At 72.9% G+C, this 15,341-nt stretch carries 14 protein-coding genes; 8 read left to right on the top strand and 6 right to left on the bottom strand.

What is annotated here, in order from left to right; genetic code table 11:
- The first annotated feature begins 15 nt into the window (after positions 1-15).
- The gene (locus ACQUQ1_RS02780) at positions 16-1,560 is read left to right on the top strand and encodes a cryptochrome/photolyase family protein (protein WP_435062727.1); all 1,545 of its coding nucleotides are present in this window, start codon (positions 16-18) and stop codon (positions 1,558-1,560) included.
- Between the two features lie 50 nt (positions 1,561-1,610).
- Here the strand turns inward: ACQUQ1_RS02780 and ACQUQ1_RS02785 are convergent, their stop codons facing one another.
- On the bottom strand, positions 1,611-2,006 hold the full coding sequence (locus tag ACQUQ1_RS02785) for a CopG family ribbon-helix-helix protein (protein ID WP_435062728.1): 396 nt from the start codon (positions 2,004-2,006) through the stop codon (positions 1,611-1,613).
- Between the two features lie 101 nt (positions 2,007-2,107).
- Here ACQUQ1_RS02785 and ACQUQ1_RS02790 point away from each other — a divergent pair, with 101 nt between their 5' ends.
- Positions 2,108-3,064 carry a hypothetical protein gene (locus ACQUQ1_RS02790; protein ID WP_435062729.1) on the top strand — a complete coding sequence of 319 codons (957 nt, stop codon included), beginning with the start codon at positions 2,108-2,110 and terminating at the stop codon, positions 3,062-3,064.
- A 46-nt stretch (positions 3,065-3,110) separates the two neighbouring features.
- On the opposite strand, the gene ACQUQ1_RS02795 is transcribed toward ACQUQ1_RS02790, so the two are convergent.
- The gene (locus tag ACQUQ1_RS02795) at positions 3,111-5,759 is read right to left on the bottom strand and encodes a heavy metal translocating P-type ATPase (protein ID WP_435062730.1); all 2,649 of its coding nucleotides are present in this window, start codon (positions 5,757-5,759) and stop codon (positions 3,111-3,113) included.
- A gap of 156 nt (positions 5,760-5,915) precedes the next feature.
- On the opposite strand from ACQUQ1_RS02795, the gene ACQUQ1_RS02800 reads away from it, so the two are divergent.
- Positions 5,916-6,143 carry a cation transporter gene (locus ACQUQ1_RS02800; protein ID WP_435062731.1) on the top strand — a complete coding sequence of 76 codons (228 nt, stop codon included), beginning with the start codon at positions 5,916-5,918 and terminating at the stop codon, positions 6,141-6,143.
- A gap of 57 nt (positions 6,144-6,200) precedes the next feature.
- Here ACQUQ1_RS02800 and ACQUQ1_RS02805 read toward each other — a convergent pair whose 3' ends face one another.
- Both ACQUQ1_RS02805 and ACQUQ1_RS02810 read right to left on the bottom strand, forming a co-directional pair.
- Complete coding sequence (locus tag ACQUQ1_RS02805; RefSeq protein WP_435062732.1) at positions 6,201-6,794, bottom strand: peroxidase-related enzyme; 594 nt, start codon at positions 6,792-6,794, stop codon at positions 6,201-6,203.
- A gap of 53 nt (positions 6,795-6,847) precedes the next feature.
- The gene (locus ACQUQ1_RS02810) at positions 6,848-7,348 is read right to left on the bottom strand and encodes a metal-dependent hydrolase (RefSeq protein WP_435062733.1); all 501 of its coding nucleotides are present in this window, start codon (positions 7,346-7,348) and stop codon (positions 6,848-6,850) included.
- A gap of 157 nt (positions 7,349-7,505) precedes the next feature.
- On the opposite strand from ACQUQ1_RS02810, the gene ACQUQ1_RS02815 reads away from it, so the two are divergent.
- Together ACQUQ1_RS02815 and ACQUQ1_RS02820 are read left to right on the top strand one after the other, a co-directional pair.
- Positions 7,506-8,684 (top strand): mechanosensitive ion channel family protein, encoded by a 1,179-nt coding sequence (locus ACQUQ1_RS02815; RefSeq protein WP_435062734.1) that lies wholly within the window; start codon positions 7,506-7,508, stop codon positions 8,682-8,684.
- Between the two features lie 24 nt (positions 8,685-8,708).
- A complete protein-coding gene (locus tag ACQUQ1_RS02820) occupies positions 8,709-8,840 on the top strand; it encodes a hypothetical protein (RefSeq protein WP_435062735.1) in 132 nt (43 codons plus the stop codon).
- Between the two features lie 58 nt (positions 8,841-8,898).
- Here the strand turns inward: ACQUQ1_RS02820 and ACQUQ1_RS02825 are convergent, their stop codons facing one another.
- The gene (locus tag ACQUQ1_RS02825) at positions 8,899-9,702 is read right to left on the bottom strand and encodes an aldo/keto reductase (RefSeq protein WP_435062736.1); all 804 of its coding nucleotides are present in this window, start codon (positions 9,700-9,702) and stop codon (positions 8,899-8,901) included.
- A 146-nt stretch (positions 9,703-9,848) separates the two neighbouring features.
- On the opposite strand from ACQUQ1_RS02825, the gene ACQUQ1_RS02830 reads away from it, so the two are divergent.
- The 3 genes from ACQUQ1_RS02830 to gghA all read left to right on the top strand — a co-directional run bounded on the left by ACQUQ1_RS02830 (position 9,849) and on the right by gghA (position 13,606).
- Positions 9,849-10,247: a 2Fe-2S iron-sulfur cluster-binding protein gene (locus ACQUQ1_RS02830; RefSeq protein WP_435062737.1), complete on the top strand. Its 399-nt coding sequence runs from the start codon at positions 9,849-9,851 to the stop codon at positions 10,245-10,247.
- 102 nt (positions 10,248-10,349) lie between these two features.
- On the top strand, positions 10,350-10,940 hold the full coding sequence (locus ACQUQ1_RS02835) for a DUF998 domain-containing protein (RefSeq protein WP_435062738.1): 591 nt from the start codon (positions 10,350-10,352) through the stop codon (positions 10,938-10,940).
- A 44-nt stretch (positions 10,941-10,984) separates the two neighbouring features.
- Positions 10,985-13,606 (top strand): glucosylglycerol hydrolase, encoded by a 2,622-nt coding sequence (gghA, locus tag ACQUQ1_RS02840; RefSeq protein WP_435062739.1) that lies wholly within the window; start codon positions 10,985-10,987, stop codon positions 13,604-13,606.
- A 24-nt stretch (positions 13,607-13,630) separates the two neighbouring features.
- On the opposite strand, the gene ACQUQ1_RS02845 is transcribed toward gghA, so the two are convergent.
- The gene (locus ACQUQ1_RS02845; protein ID WP_435062740.1) at positions 13,631-15,265 is read right to left on the bottom strand and encodes a potassium channel family protein; all 1,635 of its coding nucleotides are present in this window, start codon (positions 15,263-15,265) and stop codon (positions 13,631-13,633) included.
- Positions 15,266-15,341 lie beyond the last annotated feature (76 nt).

A 15,341-nucleotide genomic window follows, 5' to 3' on the forward strand; every position in this document is an offset into this window, starting at 1 on the left:
CACCGCCCACCCCACATGACCGTCTGGCTCCTCGGCGACCAGCTGTACCCCGACGCCGCACCGCTCCAGCACGACGACCACGTGCTCATGATCGAGGCGCACGGCTTCGCCGAGCGCGTGCCGTACCACCCGCAGAAACTCACGCTGGTGTTCTCGGCGATGCGCCACTGCCGCGACGACCTCCGCGCGGACGGCTACGACGTGACGTACGTCGAGGCCGAGACGTTCGGCGACGGCCTCGACGAGTACCTCGCGGCGAACCCCGGCGACTCGCTCGTCCTCCAGCGGCCGCCGACCCACGGCGCCGGCGAGGAGCTCCGGCGGCTGGTGGAGGAACGCGGGGGCGACTGCACGCTCGTCGAGAACGACCTGTTCCTCACCACGCCCGCCGAGTGGGACGAGTGGGTCGAGGGGCGGGCCTCGGGCGGGTCCGGCGACGGCGACGCCGCCGGCGACACGTTCCGCCAGGAGCACTGGTACCGCCACGTCCGCCGCGAGACGGGCGTGCTGATGGAGGACGGCGAGCCCGCGGGCGGCGAGTGGAACTACGACGACGAGAACCGCGAGACCCCGCCCGACGGCTGGTCGCCGCCGCCGATCCCCGAGTTCGAGCCCGACGAGCTCACCCGGGAGGTCCACGAGTTCGTCACCGAGCGCTACGACGACCACTGGGGGAGCGCGGACCTCGCGGACTTCGTTTGGCCCGTGACGCGCGGGCAGGCGCTGCACGCCCTAGAGCAGTTCGTCGAGGTGCGCCTCCCGGCGTTCGGGCCGTACCAGGACGCGATGGTCGAGGGGGAGTGGGCGCTCTCGCACTCGCTTCTGTCGCCGGCGATCAACCTCGGGCTGCTCCACCCCCGCGAGGTCGTGGACGCCGTGGAGGAGGCCTACCACGACGACGGGCACGACGCGCCGCTCAACTCCGTCGAGGGGTTCCTCCGGCAGGTGCTCGGGTGGCGGGAGTTCGTGCGCCACGTGTACCGCGAGTCGATGCCGGGGATGGCCGAGGCGAACCAGCTCGACCAGACGCGGGACCTCCCGGAGGCGTACTGGACCGGCGAGACGGACATGACGTGCCTCTCGGAGGCGGTGGGGCACGTCCGCGAGCACGGCTACGCCCACCACATCGAGCGCCTGATGGTGCTCGCGAACTTCGCGCTGATCTACGGCGCCGACCCCCACGAGCTGAATCGCTGGTTCCACCTCGGCTTCGTCGACGCCTTCCACTGGGTCACCACCCCGAACGTCGTCGGCATGGGGTCGTTCGCGACGGACGCGCTCTCCTCGAAGCCGTACGCCTCCTCTGCGAACTACGTGAACCGCATGAGCGACTACTGCTCGTCGTGCCCCTACCACCACACGAAGACGACCGGCGAGAACGCCTGCCCGTTCAACGCCCTCTACTGGGACTTCCTGAAGGACAACGAGGAGGTGCTCCGGGGGACGGGCCGGATGGGGCTGATGTACTCGCACGTCGACGACAGGGGCGACGAGGAGTGGGCCGCCATCGAGGAGCGCGCGGCCGAGATCCGCGAGATGGGAGAGAACGGGACGCTGTAGCCGGTGGGTCGCTCCCCCCGCCGGCGACGCGGTCGGAGCCCTCCCCCCGGTCAGCGCCCCTCGTCGACCAGCGAGAGCACCCGCACCCGCCGGACGGCGTCGAAGTCGCGCAGGCGGTAGACCAGCTCCCGGACGCGGGCGGCGTCGCCGCGGCAGAACACCGTCTCCAGACACCACTCGCCCTGGTGGACGTGAGAGGTGGTCGTGATCACGTCCTGGTAGTCGTGCTGGACGCCGTGGAGCGCGCGGATCACCTCGTCGTGGACGTAGTCGAACGCGACGACGGCGGCGACCTCGCCGGCGGCGTCCTCCAGGCGCGTGTGTCGCTCGACGTACTCGGCCATCGCCTCCCGCACGGCCCGCGAGCGGGAGTCGAACCCCTCGGCCTCGGCGACGGCGTCGAACTCCGCGAGGGCGTCGTCGGGGACGTTCAGGCTCGTTCGCATGGCTCCCCCTCGTCGCCGCCGGCGGTTCGGCGTTTCGGTATTACGGGGACGCCGGCGCGGTCATAACAGCCGTTTTCGGGTCCCGTCGCCGAGTCCACGGCGTGCTCCACGACGTCGCCCCCGGCCTGCTCGTCGGCGCCGTCGCGCTCGGCGCGCTACACGGGGCCGAGCCGGGCCACGGCTGGCCGGTCGCGGCCGCCTACGCGTTCGACCGCGCGAACGCGTGGCTCGCCGGGCTCGTCGGCGGCCTCGTCATCGGCGTGGGCCACCTGGTCTCCAGTCTCGCGGTGGTCGGCGCGTTCTTCCTCCTCAAGACGCGCCTCCCGGTGGACGGGCTCTCCGAGCCGATGGTCGTCGCCGGCGTCCCGGTGGGCTCACCGATCGGCGTCGTCGCCGGCGTCCTCCTGGTCCTGCTCGGCGTGCGCGAGTACCGCGGCGGGGGGCACGGCCACTCGCACGGCCCCGGCCACGACCACGCCGACGGCCACGGTCACGCGGACGGCGGCCACGGTCACGCCCACCAGCACGGGAAGGGAGACGGCCACGGCGACCACGTTCACGGCGAGAACGTCCACGCCGACGGCGACGGGACGCCCGGCCGGCTTCACGCGGACGTCGACCTCCCGGAGACGGGGCGGGAAGCCGGCCACGAACACGGGTCCGACGGCGACGCGGGGCGGAGCGTCCTCGGCCGTCTCCGTGCCGCGCTCCCGCTCGTCGGCGACGGGGCCCCCGGCGACGACCGGAACCACGCCCACGACGCGCTCTCCGCCGACGACGGCCTGTCCGGCATCGCCGTCTCCGCGTTCGTGCTCGGGTTCGCCCACGAGGAGGAGTTCGAGATCATCGCGATCTGTGCGGGCTCGGACCACTGTCTCGGGCTGATGATCGCGTACGCCGTCACGGTCGTCGTCGTCATCACGGCGCTGACGCTCGCGCTGGTCGCCGGCTACGAGCGCTTCGAGGAGCGCGTGGAGCGGTACGCCGAGCACTTCCCGACCGTCTCGGCGGTCGTGCTCGTCGGGATGGGGCTCGGCTTCCTGTTCGGCGTGTTGTAGCGGGCCGACGCGAACCGGCGCGCCGCGGGAGCGACGACCCCCCCGCTCAGCGGAACCGGCCGAGCAGCCGGTACCGCTCGTCGGGGTCGTACGAGCGGAACAGCAGGCTGTTCGTCAGCACCGACACCGACGAGATCGCCATCGCGCCCGCCGCCAGCACCGGCTGGAGCAGCCCGAGCGAGGCCAGCGGGATCATCGCCGTGTTGTAGCCGAGCGCCCAGAACAGGTTCTGTTTGATCTTCGAGAGCGTCCCCTCGGAGACGTTGATCGCCTTCACCACGTCGAGCGGGTCCGAGCGCATCAGCGTCACGTCCGCGGCCTCGATGGCCACGTCCGTGCCGGAGCCGATGGCGACGCCGACGAACGCCGCCGCGAGCGCGGGCGCGTCGTTGACGCCGTCGCCGACCATCATCGCCCGCGAGCCGTCCGCCTGGATCGCCTCGACGGCGTCGGCCTTGTCCTCCGGGAGGACGCCCGCGCGGACGTTGTCGGGGTCGATGCCGACGCGCTCGGCGACCGCGCGGGCGGTGCGCTCGTTGTCGCCGGTGATCATGTGGACCGCGACGTCGCGGTCGCGGAGCTGCGACACCGCCGACGTCGCGGACTCGCGCACCTCGTCGGCGACCGCCAGCACGCCGAGCAGCTCGCCGTCGACCGCGACCAGCATCGCGGTCTTGCCCTCGGCTTCCAGCTCCCGCATCGCGTCCATCGCCGGCTCGGGGTCCGCGTCCTCCTCGCGGAGGAGGTCCGGCTTGCCGACGACGACCGTCCCGTGCTCGGTGCGCGCGCGGATCCCCCTCCCGGAGACGTTCTGGAGCACGTCGAGGTCGCCGGGCTCGACGCCGCGCTCGCGGGCGCCGGCGACGACCGCCTCGGCGATGGGATGCTCGCTGCCGTGTTCGGCGGTCGCGGCCGCCCGGAGCAGGCGCCGCTCGGCGCTCCCCTCGGGGACCGGCTCGACCGCGGCCGCGCCGCCACCGGTGCCCGCGGGCGTCGTCGCCTCCGCCTCAGCCTCCGTGTCTGTCGACTCGCCGGCGGGCGCCGCGCCGTCGGTCGCGGGCGCGACGGGGCGGGCGTCGGTGAGCGTCATCTCGCCGCGCGTCAGGGTGCCGGTCTTGTCGAAGACGACCGCGTCGACGTCGCGGACGCGCTCCAGCACGTCGCCGCCCTCGAAGAGGACGCCGTGCCGTGCGCCGATGCTCGTGCCGACCATCGTCGCCGCCGGCGTCGCCAGCCCCAGCGCGCACGGGCACGCGATGAGGACCGCGGAGGCGAACACCAGCACCGCGAACTCGGTGACGCCGACGGCGGCCGGGCCGCCCGCGGCGAGCCCCCACAGCGGGAGCGCCGTCACGGCCGACGCGAGCGTCTCCGGCGCGAGCGTCCAGACGGCGCCCCACAGCAGGGCGTTGGCGATCACCGCCGGGACGAAGTACGCGGAGATGCGGTCGGCGACGTTCTGGATCTCGGGCTGGCGCGACTGCGCCTCCTTCACGCGCTCGACGATCTGCTGGATCGCCGTCTCCTCGCCGACCTTCGTCGCCTCGATCACGAGCACGCCGGTCTCGTTCACCGTCGAGCCGATCACCTCGTCGCCGTCGCCCTTCTCGACGGGCACCGACTCGCCGGTGACCATCGACTCGTCGACGGCGGACTCCCCGTCGACGACGACGCCGTCGGTGGGAACCTTCTCGCCGGGGCGGACCTTCAGGCGGTCGCCGACCTCGACCGCCTCCAGCGGCACCTCACGCTCGGTGCCGTCTTCCTCGACGAGCGTCGCCGTCTCGGCCTCCAGCTCCAGCAGCGACCGGATCGCCTCGCCCGCCTGCGACTTCGAGCGCGCCTCCAGGTAGTTGCCGAGCGTGATGAACACGAGGATGAGCGCGGCCGTGTCGAAGTAGAGGCCGGCCTGCGGCAGGACCCCCAGGAGGGCGATCACGGAGTAGCCGTACGCGGTGGACGAGCCCAGCGCGATGAGCACGTCCATGTTCGCGCGGCCGTTGACGACGACCGCCTTGTAGGCGTTCACGTAGAACTCCCGGCCGAGCACGACCTGCACGGGCGTCGCGAGCGCGAACGCGACCCAGCCGAGCGGGAGGCCCGTCCCCGGGATCCGCTCGGGGAGCGTGCCCGGCGCGAACAGTTCGAACGCGAGCATCGCCACCAGCGGCGCCGACAGGACGGCGCCGAACAGCGTCAGCCGGCGCTGACGCGTCAGTTCCGCGTCGCGGGCGGCGTCCTTCGCGGACCGCCCGTCCTCGCCCGCCCCGTCCCCGCGGATCGGCTCGTAGCCCGCGTCCTCGATGGCGTCGTAGACCGCCTCCGGGCTCGTCACCGAGGGCGCGTACCGCACCGTCGCCTCGTCGGTGGCGTAGTTGGCGTCGACCGAGACGACGCCGGGCAGGTCCTCGACGGCGTCCTCGACGGTCGCCGAGCAGTTGGCGCAGGTCATCCCGGTGATCCCGACGGTAACCGTCTCTGCGATGGGGTCGTAGCCCGCCGACTCGACGGCCTCGAACACTTCGGCGAGCGTGACGCGCTCGGGGTCGTACTCGACGGTCGCCTCGTCGGTGGCGTAGTTCGCGGCGACCTCGCCGACCCCGTCGAGGTCCGCCACGGCGTCCTCGATGGTCGCGGCGCAGTTCGCGCACGTCATGCCGCCCACGTCGACGGTCACGCGCTGTCTGTCACTCATTGCCCGCTAGTACGGGGTCCGTATTCATGCGGTTTGTGTCTTCGATCGTTAAGCGTGACGGCGACAGAACCTTTCAAACAAAGCCCTATTCGACGTGAATCGAGTGGAAACGAACCGACCTCGGGATCCTGCTCCGGTTCCGATATCGAAACCCGAATGAGCCGCGAACGGCACAGCCGAGACGTGACGACGACCATGCGGATCACCGGAATGACCTGCGACGGCTGTGAGGCGAACGTGATCGAGGCGCTCGAAGGGGTCGACGGCGTCGAGAGCGCGGCCGCCGACCACGAGGCCGACGAGGCGGTCGTCGAGGGCGACGCCGACCCGCTGGACCTGATCGCGGCGGTGCCCGACCCCTACGAGGTCGAGTCGACGGCGTGATCCCGGCGTTCAGGAAGCGCCGTGTCCGGCCGGACCACGTGACGGGCTCGCGGTCCGCTACCGCGCCATCGTGTAGAACTCCTCGTTGGGGCGCCAGTCGGCGAACGTCGCCATCCGGTTGCTGAGGTTGAAGAACGCCGCGACCATGCCGATGTCCCACACCTCCTCCTCGGAGTAGCCAGCCTCGGACAGCAGGTCGAGGTCCTCGGTCGTCACCGCGTCCGGTTCCTCGGTGAGCTTCACCGCCACCTCCAGCATCGCCATGCGCTCGTCGCTCACGTCGGCGGTCCGGTGGTTGGACACGAGCTGGTCCGCGAGGTGGGGGTCCTCCGCGTAGATGCGCACGAGCGCGCCGTGAGCGACGTTGCAGTACAGGCAGTTGTTCCGGCCGGAGACGGCGACGACGATCATCTCCACCTCCTCGCGGTCGAGCGTGGTGTCCTCGACGAGGGCGTCGTGGAACGCCATAAACGCCCGGAAGTGGCTCGGCTTGTACGCGAGCGCCGACATGACGTTCGGGGTGAACCCCGCGCGCTCGGTCTCCTCGTCGAGTCGCTCGCGGACGTCCTCGGGCACCTCGTCGTAGTCGGGGACCGGGAAGCGGCGCTGGGCGTCGTCGAGCAGGTCGGGCCGTGGGGACTCCTCTGGCATACGCCGGGGTACGGCGACCCGGGATAAATCGGTACTCCCTCCGACTCGTCCACTCAGACGGGGACGCCCCGCGCCGCGAGCACGACCGCCGCCGCGAGCGCGAACACGCCGAGCGCGAACAGCCCCCAGTTCCACGCCGTCGAGTCGGCGGTCGTGAGCGACAGCGACCACTCCCGCGGGTACGGCCACAGGAAGTTCACGCCCATCGGGGTGATCACGTCGCCCAGCAGGTGCGCGACGACCGTTCCGAACCCCAGCAGGAAGCCGAACGCGACCATGGAGACGCCGCCCGGCACCGCGACCGAGAGGACGGGTTCGACGAGCGAGGCGGCGCCGGCGAAGACGGCGCCGACGACGGCCGCGAACAGCAGCGAGTGGGTCGGCCCCCGGTGGGAGATCCCGGGCACGCGGTGGTCGACGTCCGGCAGCATCGCGAGGTAGAGCACCGTGCCGGCGACGAGCGCGGCGAAGACCGGGAAGCCCGCCGAGAGCAGCCAGAACGTGATCGGCGCGAGCGTCAGCATGGCGACGCCGAGGTGACCCCGTTTGTACACGGCCGGCGATGGGGCGTCTTCGGTCAAGAACGCTCGGGATCGCGGACGGGCGACGTAGGGGGCGGTGTGGACGGGACGGCACCGGGACGGTCGCCGCGTCGGCGACGGTGTCCATGTCGGCGAAAGTATATATCCGAGTGCGCGCGTCCGGGAGAGCATGGACCCTCTCGCCTCCCTGGACGCGCTGGCGCCGTGGCAGGCCGCCGCGGTCGTGCTCGGTGTCTCGCTGGGCGCCGCGGTCGTCGCCGAGTTCGTCGTGATCCGCGCGGCGAGGCGGTTCGTCACCCGCACGGAGACGGGCCTCGACGAGATCGCGCTCGCGGAGGTTCGCGTCCCGCTGGTCGCCTCGCTCGCGCTCGCGGGCGTGTACCTCCTCACCCGGATCGAGGGCGTCGTCGCCGCCGTCCCGGTCTCGGGGGCGGCGCTGGAGGCGTTCTTCGGCGACCCGGCGCTGACGGTGGTCGTTCTGCTGTGGGCGTGGGCGCTCAACGAGGTCGTCAACCGCGGCGTCGACTACCTCCAGGAGCAGGGCGCGCGCTACGACTTCGCGCCGGTGTTCTCGAACGTCTGGACGCTCGCGGTCGCCGTCGGCACGGTCGGCACGGTCCTGTACATCTGGGAGATCGACGTCACGCCGCTGCTCGCGGGCGCCGGTATCGCCGGCATCGCCGTGGGCTTCGCCGCGAAGGACACCGTCGCCAACTTCTTCGGCGGGGTGGCGCTGTACTTCGACGACACCTACCGCGTCGGCGACTTCGTCGAACTCGACACCGGAGAGACCGGCACTGTGGTGAAGGTGGGCGTGCGCTCGACGACCCTGCTCACCCGCGACGAGGTGCTCGTCACGGTCCCCAACTCCGTGCTCAACGCGACGAAGGTGATCAACCAGTCGGCGCCGTCGCGCCGCCGCCGCGTCCGGGTGCCCGTCGGCGTCGCCTACGGGACGGACCTGGACGACCTAGAGGCCCTGCTGGTCGACGTCGCGTCCGCCGAAACGCTGGTGCTCGATTCCCCGAAGCCCCGGTGTCGCTTCCGGCGGTTCGGCGACTCCGCGTTGGAGTACGAACTGCTCTGCTGGGTCGCCTCCCCGACCCGCCGCGCGAAGGCGGTCCACCGCCTCAACCGCGCGGTCCACGACCGGTTCGCCGAGGCCGGCATCGAGATCCCGTACCCCCGCCGGGACCTGACGGTTCGCGAATCCCCGGTGGACGCGGGTCCCGACGCGGCCGACCGCGACCGCGTCGGCGACCCCGACCCCGGATCCCGGTCGCCGGCGACCGACGGCGGCGACGACGGGGGACGCGGCGACGCCGGCGGCCGGGAGCGGGGGCGTTAAGCCGCAACCGGCCGAAGCCGGGGTGTGCAACTCGGCCCCCTCGACGCGCTCGTCTCCGTGTTCGGGCCGTTCGTGTTCCCCGCGCTCCTGTTCGCGCTCGGGGTCGTCGGCTACCTGCTCCTGCTCGCGCTGGGCCGCCTCGGGATCGAGCTGTGAGCCGTCGGGCGGCAGGGCGGGTGCTCCCCGTCGCCCGGGGCGTGCTGTCGGGGGCGGCCTACCGGTTCCACGGCGCCGCGTCGGGGTCGATCACCCGCTCGCGAACGTCGTGGGCCGCGATCCGGTCGAGGTCCTCCGCGTCCAGTTCCAGGTCCCGCGCCTCGTAGTTCGCGCGGACGTGGTCGCCGGTCGCCTTCGGGATCGGCACCAGCGCCTCCTGCGCGAACGCCCACGCGAGACAGACCGCCGCGGTACTCGTGTCGTGCTTCTCCGCTATCTCCCCGAGGAGCGGGTCCTCCAGCGCCTCGCCGCGCCCGAGGGGCGAGTACCCCACCAGGTAGTGGCCGTGCTCGACGGCGTACGCCCGGAGATCGTCCTGCGGGAACAGGGGGTGACACTCGACCTGGTGGGCGGCGACCGGGGCGTCGAGACGGGCCCGCGCCTCGTCCAGCAGGTCGGGCGTGAAGTTCGACAGCCCGACGTGGTCACAGACGCCCTCGTCGCGAAGTTCGTCCATCGCCCGGAGCGTCCCGCCGGGGTCGTACGCCGAGGTCGGCCAGTGGACGTACAGCAGCTCCACCGAGTCGAGGCCGAGGCGCTCCAGCGACTCCCGGGCCGTGCGCTTCGCGTCGTCGTACGCGAGGTTGTCCGGGTGGACCTTCGTCGCCACGACCACCTCCTCGCGGGGGACGTCCGCGCGGCTGATCCCCTCACCCACCGCCGCCTCGTTGTCGTACATCTGCGCGGTGTCGACGTGTCGGTAGCCGAGGTCGAGAGCGGCGCGCACCGTCTCGGCGCACTCCTCGAAGTCGTCGTTCGCGGAGGTGCCGAGGCCGAGCGCCGGGAGATCCAAGTCGGTCATCGTCCGGAGTGTGCGCCTGCGGGGGGAAAGGGTTCGGGAGGCGGCACGACGGGTACGCGGGGCCCCGCCGCCGGGCGTCGACGCGGACGTCGCCGCCGGGGTCGAACCGGACCGGGTATTTGTCGGTGGAGCCCCAACGGGCGGACATGCCGACCGTCCGCTTCCGCGGCGCCGAGGTCGTGTGCGACCGTGGCGACACCCTCCGGGACGTCCTCCTCGACGCGGGGCTGTCGCCGCACAACGGCCGCGCCGACGCCCTCAACTGCCGGGGGCACGGCTCCTGCGGCACCTGCGCCGTCCGCGTCGCCGGCGCGGTCTCGGAGCCGACCCGCCGGGAGCGCGTCCGCCTGCGCGTCCCGCCCCACGACCCCGACGCCGGCCTGCGGCTGTCGTGTCAGACCGCCGTGCTCGGCGACGTGACCGTCGAGAAGTTCCCCGGATTCTGGGGCCAGCACGTTGGCCGCGACCCCGTCGGCGACGCCGCCGCCGACTCCGACGGCGACACGGCCGGCGCCGACCGGACAGTCGGCGACCCCGACGGCTGACGGCGACCCCGACGGCTGACGGCGACCGACCGCGCCGACCACGCCCGGCCCGTTCACCGGCGTTGGACAACGCCGATATCCCCGGCGCGAGACGCCCGCACGATGACCGACCTCCCTCCCGAGCGCGTGGCCGCCGTCTTCGGCGTCGCCTCCGTCGTCGTCTCGCTGGGCGGCATCGCCCTCGCGGTCGCGCTGGCGCCGTGGTTCTCGTGGACGGCGAACGCCCTCTCGGACCTCGGGGTCGCGGCCGACCGCGTCGTCGCCGCGGCGTTCAACGGCGGCCTGATCGTCGGCGGGGCGCTCGCCCTCCCGTACGCGTGGGCGCTGTGGGCGACCGCCCGCGACCGCGTCGGGCGGGCGGTCGCGGCCCTGTTCGCGGTCGTGTCCGCTCTCATGGCCGGCGTGGGCGCGTTCCCCGCCGAAACCGCGCTTCACGCCCCCGTCGCCGTCGGCTTCTTCCTCGGGCTCACGCTCCTGCTCGGGGCCGACGGCCTCCGCAGGCGCGACACCCTCGTCGGGAGGCTGCTCCTCCTCGCGCCCGTCGTCCACGTCGCCGCGTGGGCGGCGTGGCTCGCTGTCCTCGACGCCGGGGACGGCATCGCGGTCCCCGAACTCGTCGGCGCGCTCCTGCTGGCCGGGTGGGTGCTCGCGGGGTCGGCCGTCGCCCCCCTCGCGGACCGTGCGCGTCGCTGACGTGTGACGGAGCAGTCAAGCCGGTGGCGCCTGTGCGGTCGGTAATGGGTCTCGATTCGACCGGGGAGTGTGCGCTGCTCCCGGACGAGACGGCGGCGCTGTGCGAGGAACACGCGGCGGTCCGGGCGGACCACGACGACGGCTTCGAGGCGGCGAAGGCGCTCCTGCCGCACATGGGCGCGCACGTCCGCGACGACCACGCGACCGTGGGTATCTGGACGCCCGGGCTGGTCGAACACGGCGTCCCCGCGGAGGCGGTGTACCTGGAGGTGCTCACCCCGCCGGCGGGGACGGATCCGGCGGCCACCGACCCCCGGGAGGTCGCCTTCGAGCGCTCGCTCGTCGAGACACGCCGCGAGGGGGAGGTGACGTGGGCGGCCGTCGACGGGATGGCCGCCGGCACCCGCGACCGGCTGGGGTCGCTGTACCAGCTCGTGTACGACCCCCGGGCGGCCGGGACCGGCGAGGCGGGCGGGCCGAGCGGCGACGCGGGCGACGACGGGTCGGGGGACTCCGGGGACGGACCCGACCCCGCGGACCTCCCGGGCGCGGTCGGCGACGACGGCCTCGCGACGGTGCATGACCCCCTCGCCGACTCGGTGCCCTTCGGCGCGTTCGCCCCCGCGGAGCTGTACGACCGCGACCGGCTGGACCGCGAGCGCGCCGACCGCGAGTACTTCGAGGCGCTCGGCACCGACGACGAGCGGGTCGCCACCTCGCCGGACGACGGCCTCCCCCGGGTCGACCCCGCAACGAGCATGGTCGAGGTCCACCCGGGAACCGCGACCCCGTCGGGGTCGCTCGCCGGGCTGACGCGGCTGGTCCACGGGATCGGGGAGAAACGCCGGGCGGGCGAGGAGCTGACCGCCTTCGGGGAGACGCTGGCGGGCTACGACGCGATCCAGCTCATGCCCGTGGAGCCGCTGACCGAGCGCGAGGATCACCCGGGGTACTGGCGCGACGTCGCCCGCGACGGCGACGCCGCGACCGCGACGGTCGCGCGCCCGGAGAAGGTGAACTGGGGGTACGACGTCGTCGTGCGGGCGTTCTCGGCGCCGAACCCCTCGATCCTGGAGACGGGGCGGCCCGACGAGCTGGTCGACTTCATCGCCGCCTGTCACACCTTCCCCGAGCCCGTGAAGGTGGTGTTCGACGTGGCGCTCGGGCACGCCGACGACGGCGCGCTCGACCTCCTCCCGGACCGCTTCTTCCACGGCCCGGGGATGTACGGCCAGCACCTCGACTACCTCGACCCGATGGTCCGCGCGCACGTGCTCGACCTCCAGCGGCGCAAGATGGACTGGGGCGCCGACGGCATCCGCGTCGACGGCGCACAGGACTTCCGCAACTGGAACCCCGAGACCGGCGAGATGGAACACGACGACGCGTTCCTCGCGGAGATGGACGCCGTCACCCAGGAGGTGTGCGGCACCGAGTACCGCCCCTGGTTGATCTACGAGGACGGCCGGCCGTGGCCCCGCCACGACTGGCAGCTTGCGTCCACCTACCGGACGCTCATCGAGCGGCACCCCCACGCCTTCCAGTGGTCGCCGATCACGTTCGCGCACAACAAGCCCGCGATGCTCACCTACTGGGCGCGCACGTGGTGGCGCGTCCGCGAGGTGGCAGACATGGGGCGCAACTGGATCACCGGCGTCGCCAACCACGACACCGTCCGGCGGGGCACGCAGGTGGACGTGCCGGAGTCGTGGGAGGGCGACCCGATCAACCGCTACCTCGGGGACTCGCCCCCGGAGATCATCGACCGGGCCTACGACAACCCCGCGACCGACGCCCTGCTGCACTGCCTGCTGCCGGGCGTCCCGATGGACTTCCTCAACGCCAACGCCCGCGGACCGTGGGGGTTCGTCCGCGACACCGACGCCGAGTGGAACGTGAAGGTGGTCGCCGACGAGCACAACCTCCTCGACTGGCAGGTCCGGCCCGAACACTACGAGGACGACCGCTTCTTCCCCCGCCTGAAGGCGATGGGGTTCGGGACGCGCGAGGAACTGGACGAGTTCGTGAAGGCGCTGGCGACGACGGTCGAGCCGACCGGCTACGACCGCGAGACGATGGCCGCGATGCTGTCGGCGCTCGACCTGGCGATCGACCCGACCGCCGACGACCTCGACCGCTTCGCGGACGCGTGGATGCGCGACGTGGCCGACTTCGCCAACCTCGGCCACTGGCGCGACGAGCAGGCGGTGGGCCGAACCGGCTTCGCCCGGCGCATCCGCGAGTTCAGGCGGGCGCGTCCGTGGCTCCGGGAGTCGATGCGGCTGCCCGACGCGCCGGAGGTGGAGGCGCCGGTGACCGCCCGCGACGCGCCCGCCGGCGACCCCGCGGCCGAGGGCGAGGACGGCGACGACGGGGCGACCGACCGGTTCGGCTACCGCCACCCGGCCGACGGCGCGGTCGTCTATTACGGGCTCAGGGAGTCGCCGGACGGGCGCGAGCGGGTGCTGTTCGTCGGCAACATGGAGGGCGCGGCGACGACCGTGACGCCGGCGGCCCTGTTCGGGGACCGGGACGTCGACCCCGCCGGGTTCGAGGCGGCGCTGGTGCCCCCCGGCGTCCGCGACCGCCGGGAGGGGCCGCCGGCCGTCGACGAGGCGGTCGAGCTCGCGACCGGACAGGCCGTGGTGTTCGTCGACGAGCCGTGAGCGTCCAGGGTTCGGTGACGCTCCTCAGACGAACAGCTCGTTGAACCGGTTCACGGCCTCGTCGGTGCCGGCGACGACGAGGGAGTCGCCCTCGACCACGCGCGTGTCCGGGCCCACGTCGGTGAGCAGACGGTCGTCGCGCTCGACGGCGACGACCGTACAGCCGGTCTCGGCGCGCACGTCCGCCCCCGCGAGCGTCCGCCCCTCCAGGCGGGGCGCCCGCGTGCGCACGAGATCGACCTGCGTCTCGGGGCGGAGCACCTCCTCGTCGAGCAGCTGGGAGGCGAGCAGGCGGCCGGAGACCGTCGACAGCGAGAGCACGTACTCGGCGCCGGCGCGGTAGAGCTTCGGAACGGAGTCGGCGTCGTTCGCCCGGGCGATCACCTCCACCTCCGGGGCGACCTGTTTCACCGCGAGCGTCGCGAAGATGGTCGTGGTGTCGGAGTCGAGCGCGATCACGGCCGCCCGGGCGTCGTGGATCCCCGCCGTCTCCAGCGTCTCCCGCTCGGTCGCGTCGCCGACCACGTCGACGCCGGCGGCGTCCTCCAGGTCGACGACGGTCACCTCGTCGGTCGGCCGGACCTCCGCGGCGGCGCTGTGGCCGACCATCCCGTACCCCGCGACGACGACCGACCCGCGGCGCCGCCGTCGCGTCTCCGAGAGGGTGAGCTCCTTCAGCGCCTCCAGCGCGGGCTCGTCGCCGACGACGAGCAGGACCGTGTGCTCGTCGATGACCCGGTCGGGCCGCGGCGGCGACTCGAACTCGCCGTCGTCCCACGCGCCGAGCACGTTCGCGCCGGTGCGCTCGCCGATGCCCGACCCGGCGACCGTCTCGCCGACGAGCGGGCTGCCGCGGTGGACCAGCAGCTCCGCGATCTGGAAGTCCTCGCCGATCTCGACCCCGTCGCCCACCTCGTCGGCGACGCTCGCGGTCGCTTTCGCCCCGAGGCTCTCGCCGAGCAGCCGCCGCGGGGAGACGACCCTGTCGGCGCCGGCGTAGCGGTGGTAGTCGGCGACGTCCTCGTCCTCGACGAGGCTGACGACCCGCAGGTCGCCGTCGTCGGCGCACTCGCGCGCCGAGAGGACGACGCTCGCGTTCGTCTCGTCGTCGGCGTCGGCGACGAGCGCGCGGGCCTCCCAGACGTTCGCGTCCCGGAGGGTCCCGACCTCCTCCGGGTCGCCGTGGATCACGTGTTCCTCGCCGTCGTCGTAGATTTCGGCGGCCCTGTCCCCGTCGTCCACGACGAACAGGTACGGCACGTCGCGCGCCCGGAGTTCCTCGCGGAGGACGCGCCCCCGCGGCGTGTGCCCGCAGATCACGACGTGGTCGGCGAGGTCGTCGGCCGTCGTCGGCGCCGTCGTCGACAGCGTCTCCTCGAACAGCGGGAAGACGAACGCCGGCAGCGCCATGAAGATGAGCAGCACGCCCGTGAGATCCATCGCGACGACGAGGAGGTTCATCTCCGTCGTGCTCCACGGCGCGTCCGACCCGAACCCGGTGGTGGTGAACGTCTCGACGACGACCTGCAGCGAGTGCGCGAACGACTGCTCGCGCCCCTCGAACGCGGCCATCGCCTCGTGGTACGCCACCGTGTACAGCAGGATGACGACGACGAGCGCACCCAGGTACGCCGCCGTCCGCCGTCGCCACTTTCCCATACCCCTCCCTGCGCGGGAACCGTGTTAACCGGCACGGAAGCGCCGCCTCCCGTGGCGGGTGCACGGGCGCGACGCT

The organism is Halobaculum sp. EA56 (assembly GCF_051195075.1).
Classification (GTDB): Archaea; Halobacteriota; Halobacteria; order Halobacteriales; family Haloferacaceae; genus Halobaculum.